This window comes from Marinifilum sp. N1E240, assembly GCF_009295825.1.
Classification (GTDB): domain Bacteria; phylum Bacteroidota; class Bacteroidia; order Bacteroidales; family Marinifilaceae; genus Marinifilum_A; species Marinifilum_A sediminis.
Genome location: NZ_WHKF01000004.1, coordinates 365,810 through 383,143, shown reverse-complemented (window position 1 = coordinate 383,143; position 17,334 = coordinate 365,810). Strand labels below are relative to the sequence as shown.

The window sequence follows — 17,334 nt, the reverse complement described above, 5'->3', positions numbered from 1 at the left end:
TAATAAAAATTAATGGTTATTGTAATTTTGATCATTCTCAATCTATCCGATAGAAGCTACTTATAATTCTCCATCCCAAAACTCCCAAATACTGCTATACTCAACATTCTTTTCTTTTAATTTTACTTGCTTTTGTAAATCAAGAATTTTCGAGAAAAAAAAGTATAAACGATCCTCTAGCTGTTCATCAAGTTTGACATCTTTCATAGTAGTATTGGAATGTAAATCTTATTGCACAACACATTGTTTAACTATGTATGTATTGTAAAAAAAATCTCTAATAATGCTTAAGAGATAAGTTAACCATCTATAGATTATCTTAATCCTTAAGAACAATGGCAAATCTAAATAAAATACTTAGCAATACAATGTGCATAGTAAAAAAAGATACTATTTATAACTATTCTAAAAAAATACATTAACAAATCCATTATCAGTGATTTACAAATAAAAAAAAGGTTATTCCAATTGTGAAATAACCTTTTAAATACTAAAAATATACTTTTTTAATCGTCAGCATCTATCCAATTTTGTGATCGACTTACAGCCTTTTCCCAATATTTCTTATGATGCTTAACAATTTCCTTATCCATTTTAACATCGTACTCCTTATCAAGTTTCCAATGATCTTGAATCTCCTCAACACTATTCCAAAAACCAACACCTAATCCGGCTAAATAAGCTGCTCCAACAGCAGTAATTTCCTTAATTTCAGGTCTAACAATAGGCAAATTCAGAAAATCAGCTTGATACTGCAATAAAGTATCATTGGCCATTAATCCTCCACCTCTTAATTGTTCTACTTTAATACCAGAATCAGCCTCCATTGTTTTTAGTACATCTGAAGAACGATGAGCAATACATTCCAATGAGGCACGTGCAATATGACCTGCACTTGTTCCCATATTTAAGCCCCAAAAGGTTCCTCTGGCATACTGATCCCAATAAGGTGCTCCCAAGCCTGTAAATGAAGGAACGATATACACACCTCCATTATCCTTTTCGGTTAAAGCAAGCGATTCAATTTCTTCAATTGAATGAATCAGATTTAAACTATCGCGCAACCACTGAACAACAGCACCTCCAATAAATACACTTCCTTCTAAAGCGTAGGTAACCTTATCTCCAATTCCCCATGCTATTGTTGTTATCAAATCATTTTTCGACTCAACTGGTTCGGTCCCCGTATTCATCAACATAAAGCAACCAGTATTGTAGGTATTTTTAACCATACCTTTTTCAAAACAAGCCTGACCAAATAGTGCTGCTTGCTGATCGCCACAAATTCCAGAAATCGGAATCTCTTCACTAAACATAGATCTTTTAGTGTATCCATAAATTTCACTAGAAGAACAAACTTTTGGAAGAATGGATTTAGGAATGTCCATTAACTCTAACAATTCTTCATCCCAACAAAGATCATGAATATTATAGAGCATGGTTCTACTGGCATTGGAAACATCTGTAACATGAACTTCACCTTTGGTAAGTTTCCAAATTAACCAGCTATCAACGGTTCCAAAAGCCAATTTGCCTTGTTCAGCTTTCTCTCTGACTCCTTCAATATTATCAAGAAGCCATTTTATTTTAGTTGCTGAGAAAAAAGCATCTAAAATTAAACCAGTTTTTTCTTTTATTTTTTTAGAGAACCCCTTCTCTTTTAAATCGTCACAAATATGAGAAGTTCTTCTGTCCTGCCAAACAATCGCATTATTAATTGGTTCACCTGTTTCCCTATCCCAGATAATTGTAGTTTCACGTTGATTTGTGATTCCCAATCCTGCAATATCCTTACCAGTTAAACCCGCTTTGGCAAGCACCTCTTCAGCAACTGAAGCTTGTGAATACCATATTTCCTTAGCATCCTGCTCGATCCAACCAGGCTTAGGATAATACTGTTCATACTCCTTTTGAACTTGGGCAACTATTTCACCTTTTTTATTAAATAAAATTGCCTTTGAAATTGAAGTTCCCTGATCTAAGGATAAAATATAATCTTTCATTCCCTGGTAATTATTAGATTTTTCAAAATTCTTAAACACTTTCTTCTATTCTCTTAATAGATAGATTTAAAGAATCAACATATTCTCGCATCACTGCAAGATGCGAAATCCCCTCATCAGTAAGTTTATAGTATTTTCTTGGAATACCAGTATCCATTTCTGCCCATTCCGAAGTTACCAGTTTCTCCTTTTTCAATCTATTTAAAAGAGGATAAATGGTTCCTTCAGCAATTTCGAGGGATGTAAATTGATTCATCTCGCTAATTAATTCATAACCGTAACACGGTTTAGATCTTAACAATAACAAGATAATATATTCCAAAAGTCCCTTCTTAAACTGGGATTTCCATTTGGTTATAAAATATTCGTTTATTTCTTGATTCATGGTTTAACAAACATATAAAAAAACACATAGTTTTACAAGATACTTTGTAAAAGCTATAAATTAAATGATCTTTCTCAGCTATTATTCTTTTTTTTAGATTACTTCAAAGATACTTCAACTCTGTACTTTGGTTTTCTTTGTTGTTCCGAGAGATTTCTCAAATCAGCAGTTCTTACTTCGAAATTTTGATTTGAAACATTCAAACTATCTTTCAAATAAATTCTTACCTCATTATTTCTATTTAGCAATATGGAATCTGTATAGCCGATTAATTTTTCATTTCCGATAAAGCGAATGCATTTCTCTTCAACAGATAAGTCAAGATCCGTGCTGTCCTTTGTAATAAAATTTTGAAATTCAATTGACGAATTTGTCCAACTTAGCAGCTCATTACCAACTAAATATCTTTTTGGCAAAGCTCGACTTTCAAAATATTTAGATACGCATTCTCCCAATGCTATCATTTTCTTTTCATCATCTATATTGGTCTCTTGCGTGAATGTAAATTTCAATTCAGGCTTTTTAGTAAGGATCGTAGCAATCTTATGTAGCGTTAGTTTTTCATTATCATTTAACTTATCCTGAGCAATTTCAAATGGCATTTTCTCGATGCTTTCTGGGTTGGTTCCAGCCAAATTTCCTAATATACCGAAAGGTTTTACAGCTGTTTTCACAAGAAAATTCATTAATGTTTTCCAAATAATTTTACCCAGCTTAAAATCAGGAGAATTTGGGTTTCCAGAAACAGGCAAGTCAAAATTAATCTGATCATTCTTATCTTTTAACAGGTACAAAGCCAAACGAACCGGGGCCTTTATCGTATTTGGATCGTTAGTTTTATCTCCAAAATCAAATTCCGAAATGTTAATTTTATTTGTATTGATTAACTTTTTTGGCTTCATTACAATACTCCAATCATAATTGAATTCTCCTTGTTTTATCGGTCTGGCAATATAGAATTCAGTATAAGGTGAAAAGCTCGTCAAATCAAGTCTATCTAATGTTCCATCAAATTTAAAATTATGAACATCTTTAAGACTAAACGTTACATTTCCTTCTGAATGTCCCCCTCCATTTAAATCAATGGAATAGTTCAATGGAATTTCGTTAGCCTTATCGGTTATTCTTCCAATATTCAATTTGATATCATTAATATCATAAATAAATTTTCGATTCAGAGTATGATCGGCAAACTCAACAAAACCTTTATCAACAACCAAGCTATCAATAGAATAGAATAATTCACTCTCTTCTTTTTTTTCTAATGTATCTATTGCAATATTTACAGAATCCACTTCCATAACCGGAGCAAATATCGATTCAAAATTGCTTTTCTCTTTAAAAAGAGCTGCATATATTTCAGGTTTAGTAAGAACAATCTTTCCAATTTCGTAATAGGAAGAACCCACGTGCATTGAATCTAAACCAACTATAGTTGATTGGCTACCTAAAAATTTATTCCCTTCGGTATCCTTTAAAACAAAATCGTTCATTTTAACCTTACCTTTTAAATAAACATCCATAAAATCAACCATACTACCATCAATTTTAATCTGAGTATTCAATTTACCATACATTTCTGAAACATGCATATAATCCTTTAAATAAGCTACAAAAGGACTGATATCGAGAGAACTTACTCCTAAATCGATCACGTATCTTTCTGTAGAATGATCAACATCTGCAATTATAGAAACATTACCTTCTTTGCCCAAAGAAAAATTGACGCCCATTTCAGATTTTTTATTGTTCCAGGCAATCAAAGGCAATTCCAAATTTATATTATTCAAATCCAGTTTATTTCTCTTTTCTATATCCTTATAAACAATGTATCCATTTGAAAACTTGATATCATGAATTGCAAATTTCAAATCAGATTTTTCTTCATCAATCGTCGTGCTGTCTACTATTGTAGTTTCATCTGAAGTTATTAAATCATCAAAATTAAAACCAACACTATCCTGAATTACCGATACATTTAATCCATCAAGATAAATTTGAGATACCGCATATTCTCCAGATATCAATTTCCAGGGAGAAACATTAACATACAACTCATTGAACGAAACAAACTCATTCGATGCATCTTGTTCTAAAAGCTTCAATCCTTTAATACGAACGGATACTTTAATATAATTAAAATGCAGTTCTGATATTTCTAACTTTCTACCAGTTAATTCTACAAAGTTATTTACAACATAGGATTTTACTATTGATGAGAGAAAAAACAGAAAGAAAAAAAGAATTGTAAAAATTGATAGAAGAATGATCTTCTTCTTTGACAAACGCTTCATAGTTTTATTTTATATTGACAAAACAAATCTAAAAATAATAATGATATTAAAATTGTTTTTTTTGTTAAGAATTAAAGCAAAAAAAAGGAGACTCTCGCCTCCTCCTTGTTTAACCCTAAACTATTAATGATTGTATATGTGAACGTCTCTTTGTGGGAAAGGAATTCCAATATTATTCTTATCGAACTCTTTCTTAACCGTTTCTTGCATATAGAAAAATACATCCCAATAATCTGCTGCATTCACCCAAGCTCTAACGGTAAAATTAACCGAACTATCAGCCAATTCTGAAACCGCAATAAAACTTGCCGGCTCTTTCAATACCTTAGGATGATTAGCCAGCAAACCTTCTAAAATACCTTTTGCTTTATCAATATCATCAGTATATCCAATACCAAAGCTCATATCAACTCTTCTTGTTGGTTGAGTAGAGTAATTAATCATGGAACCAGTAGATAAACCTCCATTAGGAATAATAATAGTCTTATTATCAAGTGAAAGCATGATAGTGTTGAACAATTGAATTTCCTTAACAACTCCAAGATAACCTTGAGCTTCTAGTAAATCACCCACTTTAAAAGGTTTAAAAATTAGGATCATAACCCCACCAGCGAAGTTTTGTAGAGTTCCAGAAAGTGCCATACCTACTGCCAAACCAGCGGCACCTAATATTGCAATGAAGGAAGTCATCTGAACACCAATCATTCCAATGACAGAAATCACCAGCATTATTTTTAACAACATGGATAGTAAACTTACAATGAATGGTTTTAATGTAGCATCCATCTCTTTCTTATCCATCAATTTCCCAATGCCTTTAGTAATCATCTTGATAATCCACAAACCGATTATTAAAGTAATAATAGCCAACAACAATTTTGGTGCGTAAGCCATAGCCATAGTCCATAGCTGATCCGACTTACCAATAATTACATCCATATCCATTTTTCTACAATTTTTGGTTTTCTATTTGATTCCAATTTACAAACGAATAATTAATGAGTAGCATAATAAAAATCCCCACTAACCAAACGTAGATTAAATTTAAATAAAAATTAGCGTAAATTAAAACCTACAGATCATTAATTATTTGCGACTTGTTGGTGATAAAATGATTTTTCTGTTTTGATTTTCTTAAACAATATATCTAAAACATTGATTTAACGGCAAAAAAAAGGAAGCTTACGCTTCCTTTCTCTTTCTGTCATAAAATCTTTTTCCATCGCTTTTTCCTCGACGATCTTTAGAAGAATCTCTTCTAAATCCTCCTCTATCACTTCGGTCTCTGCGTTCACCTCTATCGCGACCATCTCGATCTCCGCTTCTTGATCGTCCCTTACGGTGACTGATACTTCCACCACTTGGTCGGTCGCCCGAAATTTCGATTCTTATATTTCTTCCTCCGATAACTGCTCCAGCAAATCCTTTTACAATTTCATCGGTAAATTCTTTATCAACATCAAAGAATGAGAAAACACCCTTCAAATCAACTCTTCCTACATTTTTACCACGAACACCACATTGTTTGTGAATCAAGTTAAGCAAACGAGGTACATCAATACCATCTTTCTTACCTACATTGATAAACATACGATCTTCACCTTTTCCATCTTCTCTCTTGTTTCTTCTCTGAGTAGTAGATTTCAAGTTCAAATCATCGGCATTCTTGTAGTAATCCCAGAATCGGCTAAATTCTAAAGAAACAAATCGCTTGATTAATTCTTCGCGACTTAAATCTTCTAATTTTTCATTGATTCCGTCAATAAATGGAGCGATTTCTTCCTCCTGAACTTCAAGTTCGTTTACACGATGCATGAATTTCATTAATTGTCTCTCGCAAACATCTTTTCCCTGAGGAATTTTCACTTGCTCGAAATCGGTCTTCAATCTTCTTGAAAGATCTTTTACTTTACGTTCCTCTCTTGGAGTAACCAAAGCAATCGAAACACCTTTCTTACCAGCACGTGCTGTACGACCACTTCGGTGAGTATAGAATTCTAACTCATCTGGCAACATGTAATGAATTACGTGCGATAAATCATCAACATCGATACCACGAGCAGCAACATCGGTAGCAACCAATAACTGCAATGAGCGATTCTTAAAATTACGCATTACTCTGTCGCGCTGTACTTGAGTTAAATCCCCATGTAAAGCATCAGCATTGTATCCGTCTTTCATTAATAATTCAGCAACTTCCTGAGTTTCCTTACGGGTTCTACAGAAAATGATACCAAAAATATCAGGATAAAAATCGACAACACGCTTCAAAACATTGTAACGGTCACGATTGTTCAACATGTAATATTGGTGTTCAATATTCTTGTTGGTTGTATTTGCTTTTCCTACTGTTACTTCAGTAGGATCAGTCATATAATTTTTAGAGATTCGTCGAACTTCTGGTGGCATAGTTGCAGAAAACAACCAAGTCACTTTTTCTTCGGATGTAGAAGATAAAATATCATCAATATCTTCTTTAAATCCCATGTTCAACATTTCATCTGCCTCATCAAGAATTAAATATTCTACAGCAGATAAATTAACAGCCCTCCGTCTAATAAGATCAAGAAGACGCCCAGGAGTTGCAACAATTACATGTGCTCCTCTTCTCAATTTACGAATCTGCTCGTCAATACTAGCACCTCCGTAAACATTAACAACATTCAAGTTTAAGATGTTCTTCGAGAACGTCTTAAGATCGTCTGCAATTTGGATTCCCAATTCCCTTGTAGGGGATAGAATCAAAGCTTGCGGTGTTTTAACCTCTGGCTCGATAAGCTCAAGCAAAGGCAAACCGTAAGCCGCCGTTTTTCCTGTACCCGTCTGAGCCAAGCCCACGAAATCTGATCTTCCGTCTAGAAGAATTGGAATCGCTTGTTCTTGGATAGGAGTTGGGGTAACGAAGCCTAATTCGGAAATGGCTTCCAGGATGGCCTTAGACAGACCAAGATTTTCAAATGAATTCATTCTATAATATTTATGAGCCGCAAAGGTAACAATTAAAATAGGAAGTATTGCCTATTTGTGAATAGAATGATAGAATTTAGATTTAGCTCCTTAATTTTCTGATTTTTAACCAGTAAGAATAAATTCTTTTCTTGCTTAAAAATACAATATCAACATCAAATCAAATGATTTTTTATTATGATGATCATAAATGCAAGTCTACGTTTACAAATTGATATTTTTTTATGCTTTTAATCGGTTAGAATAAGAATTCTTCAAGCTTACTTTTGATTACCATCACTTAAAACAATTTGCAACATTTGCTTTATATCATTTTCACTTTGCATTTGCTCGCCAACAGCTTCTGCATTTTGCTTATACTCTTCCTTATTCAACAAATCCAACAGCTTATCTTCAAATTTTTGTGTATTTATTTTTTTAATAGAAACTCCTTTAGGTCCAAGATTTAATTTGCAAATACTTTCATTCCAGAAAAATTGATCGATAAAATGAGGAACTATTAAACTTGCACATCCATATTTTAAAGCAGAATGTGTTGTTCCTGAGCCGCCATGATGAACCACTGCATACATCTTTGGCATGATCCAATCGTAAGGTATTTGATTTACAAAATGGATATGATCTGCATGATGTTCAGGTTGAATTAATCCACCCCAGGATGTATTTACAATTGCAGGAATTTTGTGCTTCTCTAATACCGAAAGAATGGTATTTGTCTTTTCCCTAGGGTTGGTGTTTGATATACTTCCAAACGTAATGAATACAATTTTCTGATATTTTTCTATAAAATCAAGCAAATCCTGATTTGGCATCCATGAATTTAATTTATCACGCTCGTAATATCCCACTACATTTGCATTTGCCAACCAGTAAGATGGTTGTTTAAAAAGTGATGGTGAAATGGTATAAATCGATTTGGTCTGTTTCAACAATCTCTTTCTAATAGAAAAAGGATTCAACTTATTTCGCAGGTATTTTCGCGTGGAAAAATAAACGGCTATTGAAAGTATTAAGCTTTGAAGTGAATAGGTAAACGAATTTAGAAATGTTCCATAATTACCGCCACCCGCAAAACAGATTATCGAATGATGCTTTACCTTGTGTAAAAAACATGGAAAAGGATGAACGAATACTCCTCGCCCAGGATTCTGAAACTCCCACACTATAGGATACACACATTTCTGATTGTAGAATACATAGTCAGGCTGTTCACGATCGAGAATTTCCTTTTGTTGCTGAACAACTTCTTTGTTAATTCGTATAGATTTATTAGCTAAACTTAGCAATACCTTCATTCGTTTGAACCACGATCCGCTCCTGCTGGTTAACTGCTTCGATTTCTCACCAGTAATTAATACCTCCAGAAACTCTTTGGTAAAAGGATGAAAAGTAGCATTGGATTCTTCAACTACTTCGCGAAACTGTTCCGGAAAAACATAAACCACCTCCCAATCTTTGCTCCTGAGAATTTCTCCCAAAGCAAACAAAGGCTCTATATCTCCTCGACTTCCCAATGAAAATAATACTGCTTTCAAATTTAGATGGTTAACTAGTATATAAAATACATGAATTCAGATTTTGCTCTTGAATCTACAAAACAATAAACCGTAAACAAAGTATTTGTATAATCAATTCACAATATTTGATTGTACAAAAAAAACCGCCTCGCAATGCGAAACGGTTTTTATTATATTGTTTTTATTACAACTTAATTCCTTACCAACATAAATACCAATTCTGATTTTATGACCGATGGCATTTCAATTTTACGAAGATCCAAGCTTTTTATCCAACCTTCAATTTCTTTTTCTTTAAGACTGTACAAAACTTCACGAAATTCATCTATCTGATCGTCGTTGTAGTCGTTCTCTTCGAAGTTTTTATAGGCATCCAATTCTTCATCTTCGTAATAGATAATCTCCTCAGACAATTTATTGATTAAATCGGTCTCACAAACCTCATGTGCACCACAACACTCCTCCATCGGTTCCGATGCAGCTTCTTCTTCAACCTCCCCTTTACGCGCTCTTAGCTTCTGACCAATCCAAGTTGTCAGAAAAGCAATCGCAGCAATCACTACCAGTGATATCAATAAAACTTCCATGTGTGCAAAGCTAAAAATTCAGATCTAATAAATCAAGATATCTAGATATAAGTTTGATTATTCCTTAGTATCATTTTAAACCCTCATCCTATCCATCTCCTTAAGGTGAAGGAAACAATATTCGTCTATGTAATTCAGAGATTTATTTTTTCTTTCCTACAAATCGAATTACCATTGCTTTACCTTGATGTAACTCTCCCTCATCCAAGTCTACTTCCAGCTCTTCTATATAAATAGGCTCGAATTCTGGAAAATCATGCTCAAATTCAGAAATATCGTAAAGCAAATTATCGTTTTTTGGTCCTCCAGAAGATCTACCTAGTTGTTTTTTCGAGAATACTTCCACAATCAGATGTCCTCCTTTTGCAACCGAATTAGAAATGAATTGATGTGCTTTGGACCGATCATCCTCCGCTAAATGAAGATAAAACACTCCTACTGCATCAAAATTGCGATCGGAGACTACTAAATCCAATATACTAGCCTGAAAACAATTTACCGTAACACCTTGCTCCGATAAAAATACTTTTGCATTCCTCACAGCCTGTTCACTGTAATCAAAAGAATCTACTTTCCAACCAAGTTTCGAAGCAAATGCGGCATTTCTACCTTCACCATCGCCAGGCAATAACACTCTGCCAGTATTTAATTTAATCAGCTCACTCTCAAAAAAGGAATTGGGCTTGATACCGTATATATGTTTAGCTTCAGTATATTTTTCATCCCACATTTCTTTCATTACATCGTTGTTTTAAGGTTATAAAACAAAACCACAAATTACAGATAATTTGTGGTTTCTATCTCATATTAATTAGATATTATTTTCCACCAATTGCTTTCTCGTATTCTGCCTTGTACAATTTCACCTGATTGGTTAATCGTTCAATTTCAGCTTCATTTTTAACTTTCACTTTACGCAACCAACTTAATTTTCCGTCTCTCTCTTCTATTTGCTTTTTTAATTCGGCAATTTCATTGTCTTTGCGAGAAATCGCATCAATTGTCTTTTTCTTTTCTGTTTTCAGCTTTTTCTTATCCCATTCAGCTTCTATTCCAGCAGTTTTAATTTCTTCAGATAATTTTGCTGATTCAGATTTCAGATCTTGAACCTGTTTCATCATATCAGCAATTTTACTTTCGTTATTGCTATTTTGATTGATGATTTTATTGTATTTCTCAAGGGTTTCGTCTAATCGAGTTTTTAAAGCTGTAGTATCCGACGCCAATCCCATTAATTCAGTACTTAAACCATCGATCTCAGAATTCTTCATAGCATTACTTTCAGCCATACTGTTCTTCATTTCGTTGAACTCGGCTAAAGTTTTGTCTAGTTTGGAATTCAAATCACCAATTTGCTTTTTCTTTTTTGAGTTCTCTTTATCAAGAGCGCTAACTTTTGCATCGCTTCTACGCTTTGCATATTCCAACTCTTCATATTTCTTTTTCGATACCACACAAGAGCTTAACATCAGTGATACTAAAGACAGAACTAGCAATTTATTTTTCATAGAATGTATTTTTATGTCATTGGATAAATTTCAATTTCTAGTATTTAGAACTGAAATACAAGCGAAGATATTTCTTATTCAACAAAAAATAAATAAAACAGCCTAAAATTTAACATTTTTTAAAGCCAAAGCAGGTCATTTCTCTTTTCCTAAACTGATATTAACATATCTTTGTATACTTTAGTATGAAGAGTGAAACTAAAATTACCAGTTTGTAATTCATATTTGGCAAATTAATTGATAGACTCATTCAAACGAATAAAAAAATCCTACATAGCATGCAAAAATTAACTCTTTTAAGTATTGCTCTTTTGTTATTCTCTTTTGTTGGTAAGACTCAAGAGACACAAAATGAAGAAGAAAACTCTAAAATTATTCGAATAGTTGGTAAACTAATCAATAAACAAAACCAGGAGCCCATTCCATTTGCAAATGTTGGTGTTATAGGTTCTTATATTGGTGCTGCATCGAATCTCGATGGAATTTTCGAATTTAAAATCCCTGGTAAATACAGCGAAAAAATGATTCAGGCTTCGGCGGTTGGGTTTTCTACATTCACTGCAAAAGTTGCCGATTGTGTAAACACAGATACATTATTTGTTGAATTAATTCCAAAAAATTACAACATTGGCGAGGTTGAAGTAATGGCAGAATCTCTTGTTCTGCAAAAGAGAATTAAGATGGCTATGGAACGAATTCCTGAAAATTACATTCAAACTCCTTTCAATTACGATGTTTACTATCGCTCAGAGAAATTCGAAAACAGCGATTTAAGCCGCTTAAGAGAAGCTGCTGTTAGAATTTACGACGATAAAGGTTATCAAAGAGCCGATGCTTACCAGGTTTTTAAGGAGCGAGGATACAAATTTCTGCAGGTGCGTAAAAACTTTGAACCAGCTTCGCTTGCTGATGGGTCAACCTATTTAGATGAACTGTTAGAAATGGATATTGTAAGAAGTCGAGGAAATATTTTAAATGGCAATCATATTGGTTTCTACGATCTTAAATTAGATCAGATTACCGAATATGAAAATGATTCGATTTGGGTGATTAGCTACAAAAGCAAACGACCTATTCTAAGTAATACAGGTGATTATTACGCTAAATCATACTCTGGAAAAATTTATATCAAAATTAAAGATTATGCAGTAATTAAAAATGAAACACATGTTGTTGCAAGCAATTACTCACCACAAGGACGTAGTTTTTATGTGAACGAAGATCGCCAGAAATGGAAACCACTAAAAATTGAATATAATTTTAACGTTACCTACAAACAACATTCTGGAAGATACTATTTGAGTTACGTAAATTACAAACGTCATCACGAATTACAGGAAAAAACAAGTGGGACACAAAAGATTTTGGATATCAATACAGAGATGCTGATCACGAAGATTAATACAGAAGATCCTGAAGCAATCGAAAAAAGGTCATACTATGAGAATATGCCTTACGATAAGAAGTTTTGGGAATCGTACAATATTATATTTGACGGAGAATAAGGAAAGAGGCGAAAGCCTCTTTTTTTTATCATTACATTCTAACAATTGAATACACCAATTGATCCATATGCTTTCCATTTTTATACACAGCAGCAACTTGTCTTGACTCTAGTATAAATCCAGCTTTCTCAAGTACTTTTGAGGATGCAATATTGCCCGAAAACACATAAGCATACAAACGGACGATATCCATTTTGTCGAAAGCAATATCCACCATTTGTCTTACCACATCAGTCATTATTCCCTGATTCCAATACTCTTGCCCCAGCCAATAACCCAACTCCGCCGATTTACAATATACATCCTGCTGTTTCTCCACACCAATACAACCTACAGCATTTTCTCCCACAACAATTGCCACGTGATAAGCATCAACACTTCGATTCGAGAAACGAACCCAACGCAAGGCATCGCTATAGGTATAGGGCGAAGGAAAACTATCCTTAAGGAATTTTGAGACTTCTGTATTGTTTGCATATTTCACAATACTGTCTTCATCGCCTTCTCGCCATTTTCTTAGCAGGTATTTCTGAGTCATTTGTTTTTCCATTTTCACCTCCCTTGCTATAATCTACAAGTTCATGAAAAATATATGATCTCACAATTTTAGGGAATAAAAAAACCGCCCAAATAGGCGGTCAAGTATTTTAAAGCAGTATACCTTTATTCTTCGGTATTTTCTAATTGCTCTTCTTCTTTATCAAGATCTTCTAACATATTGTTTTCTTGCAACAAGTTATACCATTGGAAAACTTTCTTCATATCAGAAACATAAACACGATCTTCATCATAGTTAGGAAGAACCTCTACCATATATGCTTTTAATTCTTTTCCTGAAGCCTTGTGACTAATTGCTTTTCCTCCGTTTTCTTTCTCTTTGATGCTTTTGAAAACTTCAGCCAATTGTACATCCCCTTCGTCGGTAAAGATTGCAATATCCTCTAAAGCACTGATTTTTGATGTAGCATAAGCTGGCATACGTTTCTTATCAACCAACGATTCTACGATCAATGCATTTTTAGCATTGGATACCATTTTAAAAAGACCTGAATGTCCTGATATAGCTAATATTCCTTTCAACATATTTTCAATTTTTATTTGGAAGCACAAATTTATAATTCTATTGTATTTTATAAAACTATTTAGCAAAAAATAGTCAAAATAAGAGCTTTATTAAGCAAATCCTCTCTCCTTTTTAATTTGATCGAAAGCCTCGCTTACTTTTTGAAATTTTTCTTTCGCAGCTTTTTGAACATCTTCGCCCAAATAACTCACCTTATCGGGATGATATTTTACAGCCATTTTTCGATAAGCCTTTTTCACTTCATCATCGGTAGCACTTTTATCAAGTCCTAAAATTTTATAACTTGAATCAGTATCTTTCACAAACATCGATTTAATCGATGAATAATCACCAGATTGTATTCCAAGATAATATGATATTTTATCGATAATATTTTGTTCTGGTGAGGAGATTGAACCATCGGCTTGAGCAATTCCAAATAAGAAATGCATCAATTGCAATCGCGATGAATAATCCAAATTTGCCCGTATTTGATTACAAACTTGTTCAATCTGTATATTCTGCGTCAAAATATCCTTAAGCATGGCAACAGCCTCGCTGGCTCTTACTGGCCCAAAACTTCTTACCAGATAATTTTTGACGTAATCCAATTCAGAGCGAAGTACTTTTCCATCTGCTTTCATTACAGCAGCTACCAACACCAATAGGCTCATCACAAAATCACCCTGACGTGTTTGTCCTGCCGTGTTTCCTGTTTCAATTTTAACTGTATCAAATGCCGATCCAACCAAGTATCCTAAAACTCCTCCGATAGGTCCCAAAAAAGCCCAACCTAATCCTCCGGCAATCCATTTTCCGTATTTCGCCATATTGCGGTACTAATATTTTAATTGTTTTTGATTTTCACAAAGAAACCTAAAGATAATTGATTTTTAAAAAAGATAAGAAAACGTGCTAAAATGTTAACAAAGTTTAACAGCTCAAAGCTCCAATATTTATACCTTCTTTAGGTCATCATCAATGCTTATGATTTGTGGAATTATTAATTCGGAATTGTTGTAAATCACGTAATCCGACTTCGCAACTTTCACAGCTTCAGATATCTGATTTTCAATTCTTTCCTTCACAGATTTCTCACTCACCTTATCCCGTTTTATTACTCGAGAAATTCGAACTTCCTCCTGCGCAGTAATGCAAATAATTTTATCGAAATTCTTATACAAACCTGTATCAAACAAAATCGCTGATTCCTGAATAACATATGGCGCTTCTTTATTTGCTTCACACCATTTTGTGAAATCCTCACGAACAACAGGATGAACAATCGCATTTACTTCTTTCAATGCATCAGGTTGATTAAATATAATATCAGCAAGGTATTTTCGGTTCAATTGTTTATTCCGTAGATATACATTTTTACCAAACTTAGCTATAAGCTGTTCTCTGATGATCAAATTTTCATTCATTAATCGTTTGGCTTCTATATCTGAAATATAAACAGGAATTCCCATCAGACTAAATACTTTTCCTGCAATTGATTTGCCAGTACCTATTCCTCCTGTTAAACCTACTTTTAGCATGATAATGGATTATTGAACTGTTTTTCTATTCTCAATCAGAAAAGATACCGACTGCGGATAAAACCTTACATTGCTAACAAAGTCGGGTTTTCGCTTTAATTCTATCTTAAGTTTACTTGCATCTCCTTTTGCAGCTTCATCATAATCTACTCTTACGTCAAAATGATCGGTAGAAATGCTTTCATACTTATTCATTCCCACAAAATAGGACACTTTAACATCCCCAGGAAACAAACGTAGAATAACCGAATCAGGCAAATTATTTATTTTAATTGGCACATTTTTTTGAGCCTCGGTAAACCTAACAACTGGAACAGTTACTTTAATCTTTTTAGAAGAAATTTCCAGTCCATCCATCTGAATAAACCCAATATTCTCATCTGTTGTTTTCTTTATTCCAGATAGAACCAATTCTTTGGTTTCCATACGCTCAACTGAATCAATAATTGAACTTGCTCCTTTAATAATTACACTATCTGGTTCCAAAATCAACGGTTCACTTTGCATAAATTGTTGCTCAAATCCAATTCTTGCATTCAATTTAACCGGTACTTTTTTTTCCTTTACAGGTGAAAATTGAAAATACAGGGTATCCGGACTTATACTCAACAATTGAATACCAGAAGATAGTTCTCTTTCCAATCGCTTAATAATACCAGAAGTAATTAATGGATAGTTATTCTTCGAATTCTTATTGATTCGATAATTTGTGTATTCATTTACATCGAATGGATTCGATAAAAATGCAGTACTCACTTTGTATTTCAACAAATCAAAACCATAAGCCTGAACACGCAAATCCAATTTAGTTGGTAATTGGCTAACCAAAATCTTCTCTTTAGGTAGATTTGTATAGTTAACCGGATAATTAATACTAGTAGTATACTCTTTACTCAGAGCATTTAGAAACCAAAATATTGTTGAAAGTCCTACAAAAAACAAATAAACCAGAAGTTTCTTGTTCGAAGTAATTTTTTCTTTATTGAAAAATTCTTTTAGTTTCTGAAAATTAAAATTATCCAAGATGTAGGTGTTTAAAAGTAACTGTGCCCAATTGGACACAGTCAAGTTTTACTATTTTTGAGCTACGTCACTCATATCTTTAACAACCGCTGCTTTATCAACTTTCAAACGGTTTTGTCCTTCAACCTCAATAACAATTGCACGTTCCTGAATTTCAAGAACTTTCCCGTAAATACCACCGGTAGTTACAATCTTGTCTCCTTTTTTCAATTCTTCACGAAATTTCCTCAATTCTTTTTGTTTTTTCTGCTGAGGACGAATCATAAAGAAATAAAATACCACAATAATGGCACCCATCATTAGAAAAGATCCATATGGACTCTGCCCTTCTGCAGGCTGACCCATCAATAAGATGTTTAGTAAATTATTCATTTCAATCCAAAATTTATGGTCTTACAGACCGTTTAATTATAAAAATACAAATTCTTTATTCTATTTTACTTGAGCTGTAACATACAACTTCTTTTCTTTCTCTAAAGTATTACACAATACTGTAATTACTTTATACTGCTTGCCATATCTTCCCTTCGAATCAAATTCAATTGAAATTTTCGATTCTTTCCCAAATTTAATAGGTTTTTTATCCCATTTTATATTGGTACAACCACAATTGCTTTCGATATTCGAAATTATTAAGTCACGCTGACCAATATTCTTAAAGTAAAATTCACAAATAGCAATCTCCCCTTCCGAAATCACCCCAAATTTATGTAATTCTTTACTAAACTCAAATTTAGGATATGCAGTGATTTCACCAGCAAGATTCTGCTCTATTTCCTTCTTATCATTCTTTTTTTTCGCTCCATCGGAACATTGAACAAAAAGCACAACAAAAAACATTAGAACAAAACCAACAATTCTTTCCATACATGGACAATGGCAATTCTTCATATCATGTTCTATCTTACAAAGGTCGAAAGTACTAAAAATTGTAATATTCC

At 33.4% G+C, this 17,334-nt stretch carries 18 protein-coding genes; 1 reads left to right on the top strand and 17 read right to left on the bottom strand.

Going from position 1 to position 17,334, the window contains the following annotated elements:
- Positions 1 to 60 precede the first annotated feature (60 nt).
- From GCQ56_RS20295 to GCQ56_RS13015, 10 genes are all read right to left on the bottom strand, one after another.
- Positions 61 to 207: a hypothetical protein gene (locus GCQ56_RS20295; protein WP_193323782.1), complete on the bottom strand. Its 147-nt coding sequence runs from the start codon at positions 205 to 207 to the stop codon at positions 61 to 63.
- Positions 208 to 506: 299 nt separating this feature from the next.
- Positions 507 to 2,003, bottom strand: a complete 1,497-nt coding sequence (glpK, locus tag GCQ56_RS13055; protein WP_152734918.1) for a glycerol kinase GlpK — start codon at positions 2,001 to 2,003, stop codon at positions 507 to 509.
- Between the two features lie 31 nt (positions 2,004 to 2,034).
- Complete coding sequence (locus GCQ56_RS13050; protein WP_152734917.1) at positions 2,035 to 2,388, bottom strand: PadR family transcriptional regulator; 354 nt, start codon at positions 2,386 to 2,388, stop codon at positions 2,035 to 2,037.
- Positions 2,389 to 2,486: 98 nt separating this feature from the next.
- Positions 2,487 to 4,682: a DUF748 domain-containing protein gene (locus GCQ56_RS13045; RefSeq protein ID WP_152734916.1), complete on the bottom strand. Its 2,196-nt coding sequence runs from the start codon at positions 4,680 to 4,682 to the stop codon at positions 2,487 to 2,489.
- A 123-nt stretch (positions 4,683 to 4,805) separates the two neighbouring features.
- Entirely contained in the window at positions 4,806 to 5,627 is an 822-nt protein-coding gene (locus GCQ56_RS13040) for a mechanosensitive ion channel family protein (RefSeq protein WP_152734915.1), read from the bottom strand.
- A gap of 237 nt (positions 5,628 to 5,864) precedes the next feature.
- Positions 5,865 to 7,649, bottom strand: a complete 1,785-nt coding sequence (locus GCQ56_RS13035) for a DEAD/DEAH box helicase (protein WP_152734914.1) — start codon at positions 7,647 to 7,649, stop codon at positions 5,865 to 5,867.
- 260 nt (positions 7,650 to 7,909) lie between these two features.
- The gene (locus GCQ56_RS13030; protein ID WP_152734913.1) at positions 7,910 to 9,184 is read right to left on the bottom strand and encodes a glycosyltransferase; all 1,275 of its coding nucleotides are present in this window, start codon (positions 9,182 to 9,184) and stop codon (positions 7,910 to 7,912) included.
- Between the two features lie 173 nt (positions 9,185 to 9,357).
- The gene (locus GCQ56_RS13025; RefSeq protein WP_152734912.1) at positions 9,358 to 9,753 is read right to left on the bottom strand and encodes a hypothetical protein; all 396 of its coding nucleotides are present in this window, start codon (positions 9,751 to 9,753) and stop codon (positions 9,358 to 9,360) included.
- Positions 9,754 to 9,895: 142 nt separating this feature from the next.
- Positions 9,896 to 10,492 carry a bifunctional 2-polyprenyl-6-hydroxyphenol methylase/3-demethylubiquinol 3-O-methyltransferase UbiG gene (locus tag GCQ56_RS13020; RefSeq protein WP_152734911.1) on the bottom strand — a complete coding sequence of 199 codons (597 nt, stop codon included), beginning with the start codon at positions 10,490 to 10,492 and terminating at the stop codon, positions 9,896 to 9,898.
- A 79-nt stretch (positions 10,493 to 10,571) separates the two neighbouring features.
- Complete coding sequence (locus GCQ56_RS13015) at positions 10,572 to 11,261, bottom strand: hypothetical protein (protein ID WP_152734910.1); 690 nt, start codon at positions 11,259 to 11,261, stop codon at positions 10,572 to 10,574.
- Positions 11,262 to 11,539: 278 nt separating this feature from the next.
- Here GCQ56_RS13015 and GCQ56_RS13010 point away from each other — a divergent pair, with 278 nt between their 5' ends.
- Positions 11,540 to 12,766 carry a carboxypeptidase-like regulatory domain-containing protein gene (locus tag GCQ56_RS13010; RefSeq protein WP_152734909.1) on the top strand — a complete coding sequence of 409 codons (1,227 nt, stop codon included), beginning with the start codon at positions 11,540 to 11,542 and terminating at the stop codon, positions 12,764 to 12,766.
- Between the two features lie 31 nt (positions 12,767 to 12,797).
- Here the strand turns inward: GCQ56_RS13010 and GCQ56_RS13005 are convergent, their stop codons facing one another.
- From GCQ56_RS13005 to GCQ56_RS12975, 7 genes are all read right to left on the bottom strand, one after another.
- Positions 12,798 to 13,316 carry a GNAT family N-acetyltransferase gene (locus GCQ56_RS13005; RefSeq protein ID WP_227006072.1) on the bottom strand — a complete coding sequence of 173 codons (519 nt, stop codon included), beginning with the start codon at positions 13,314 to 13,316 and terminating at the stop codon, positions 12,798 to 12,800.
- Positions 13,317 to 13,429: 113 nt separating this feature from the next.
- Positions 13,430 to 13,849, bottom strand: coding sequence for a DUF5606 domain-containing protein (locus tag GCQ56_RS13000; protein WP_152734908.1), 420 nt, complete (start codon positions 13,847 to 13,849; stop codon positions 13,430 to 13,432).
- 90 nt (positions 13,850 to 13,939) lie between these two features.
- The gene (locus GCQ56_RS12995) at positions 13,940 to 14,659 is read right to left on the bottom strand and encodes a TerB family tellurite resistance protein (RefSeq protein ID WP_152734907.1); all 720 of its coding nucleotides are present in this window, start codon (positions 14,657 to 14,659) and stop codon (positions 13,940 to 13,942) included.
- Between the two features lie 126 nt (positions 14,660 to 14,785).
- Positions 14,786 to 15,370, bottom strand: a complete 585-nt coding sequence (gene coaE / locus GCQ56_RS12990) for a dephospho-CoA kinase (protein WP_152734906.1) — start codon at positions 15,368 to 15,370, stop codon at positions 14,786 to 14,788.
- Between the two features lie 9 nt (positions 15,371 to 15,379).
- On the bottom strand, positions 15,380 to 16,393 hold the full coding sequence (locus GCQ56_RS12985; RefSeq protein ID WP_152734905.1) for a YbbR-like domain-containing protein: 1,014 nt from the start codon (positions 16,391 to 16,393) through the stop codon (positions 15,380 to 15,382).
- 51 nt (positions 16,394 to 16,444) lie between these two features.
- Entirely contained in the window at positions 16,445 to 16,765 is a 321-nt protein-coding gene (yajC, locus tag GCQ56_RS12980) for a preprotein translocase subunit YajC (RefSeq protein WP_152734904.1), read from the bottom strand.
- A 60-nt stretch (positions 16,766 to 16,825) separates the two neighbouring features.
- Positions 16,826 to 17,284 carry a DUF1573 domain-containing protein gene (locus GCQ56_RS12975; protein WP_152734903.1) on the bottom strand — a complete coding sequence of 153 codons (459 nt, stop codon included), beginning with the start codon at positions 17,282 to 17,284 and terminating at the stop codon, positions 16,826 to 16,828.
- Positions 17,285 to 17,334: the final 50 nt, after the last annotated feature.

Excerpts from the sequence above, each read along its gene's own strand:
- GCQ56_RS20295 (WP_193323782.1), bottom strand. The coding sequence starts at position 207 with ATGAAAGATGTCAAACTTGATGAACAGCTAGAGGATCGTTTATACTTT.
- glpK (WP_152734918.1), bottom strand. The coding sequence starts at position 2,003 with ATGAAAGATTATATTTTATCCTTAGATCAGGGAACTTCAATTTCAAAG.
- GCQ56_RS13050 (WP_152734917.1), bottom strand. The coding sequence starts at position 2,388 with ATGAATCAAGAAATAAACGAATATTTTATAACCAAATGGAAATCCCAG.
- GCQ56_RS13045 (WP_152734916.1), bottom strand. The coding sequence starts at position 4,682 with ATGAAGCGTTTGTCAAAGAAGAAGATCATTCTTCTATCAATTTTTACA.
- GCQ56_RS13040 (WP_152734915.1), bottom strand. The coding sequence starts at position 5,627 with ATGGATATGGATGTAATTATTGGTAAGTCGGATCAGCTATGGACTATG.
- GCQ56_RS13035 (WP_152734914.1), bottom strand. The coding sequence starts at position 7,649 with ATGAATTCATTTGAAAATCTTGGTCTGTCTAAGGCCATCCTGGAAGCC.
- GCQ56_RS13025 (WP_152734912.1), bottom strand. The coding sequence starts at position 9,753 with ATGGAAGTTTTATTGATATCACTGGTAGTGATTGCTGCGATTGCTTTT.
- GCQ56_RS13020 (WP_152734911.1), bottom strand. The coding sequence starts at position 10,492 with ATGAAAGAAATGTGGGATGAAAAATATACTGAAGCTAAACATATATAC.
- GCQ56_RS13015 (WP_152734910.1), bottom strand. The coding sequence starts at position 11,261 with ATGAAAAATAAATTGCTAGTTCTGTCTTTAGTATCACTGATGTTAAGC.
- GCQ56_RS13010 (WP_152734909.1), top strand. The coding sequence starts at position 11,540 with ATGCAAAAATTAACTCTTTTAAGTATTGCTCTTTTGTTATTCTCTTTT.
- GCQ56_RS13005 (WP_227006072.1), bottom strand. The coding sequence starts at position 13,316 with ATGGAAAAACAAATGACTCAGAAATACCTGCTAAGAAAATGGCGAGAA.
- GCQ56_RS13000 (WP_152734908.1), bottom strand. The coding sequence starts at position 13,849 with ATGTTGAAAGGAATATTAGCTATATCAGGACATTCAGGTCTTTTTAAA.
- GCQ56_RS12995 (WP_152734907.1), bottom strand. The coding sequence starts at position 14,659 with ATGGCGAAATACGGAAAATGGATTGCCGGAGGATTAGGTTGGGCTTTT.
- coaE (WP_152734906.1), bottom strand. The coding sequence starts at position 15,370 with ATGCTAAAAGTAGGTTTAACAGGAGGAATAGGTACTGGCAAATCAATT.
- yajC (WP_152734904.1), bottom strand. The coding sequence starts at position 16,765 with ATGAATAATTTACTAAACATCTTATTGATGGGTCAGCCTGCAGAAGGG.
- GCQ56_RS12975 (WP_152734903.1), bottom strand. The coding sequence starts at position 17,284 with ATGAAGAATTGCCATTGTCCATGTATGGAAAGAATTGTTGGTTTTGTT.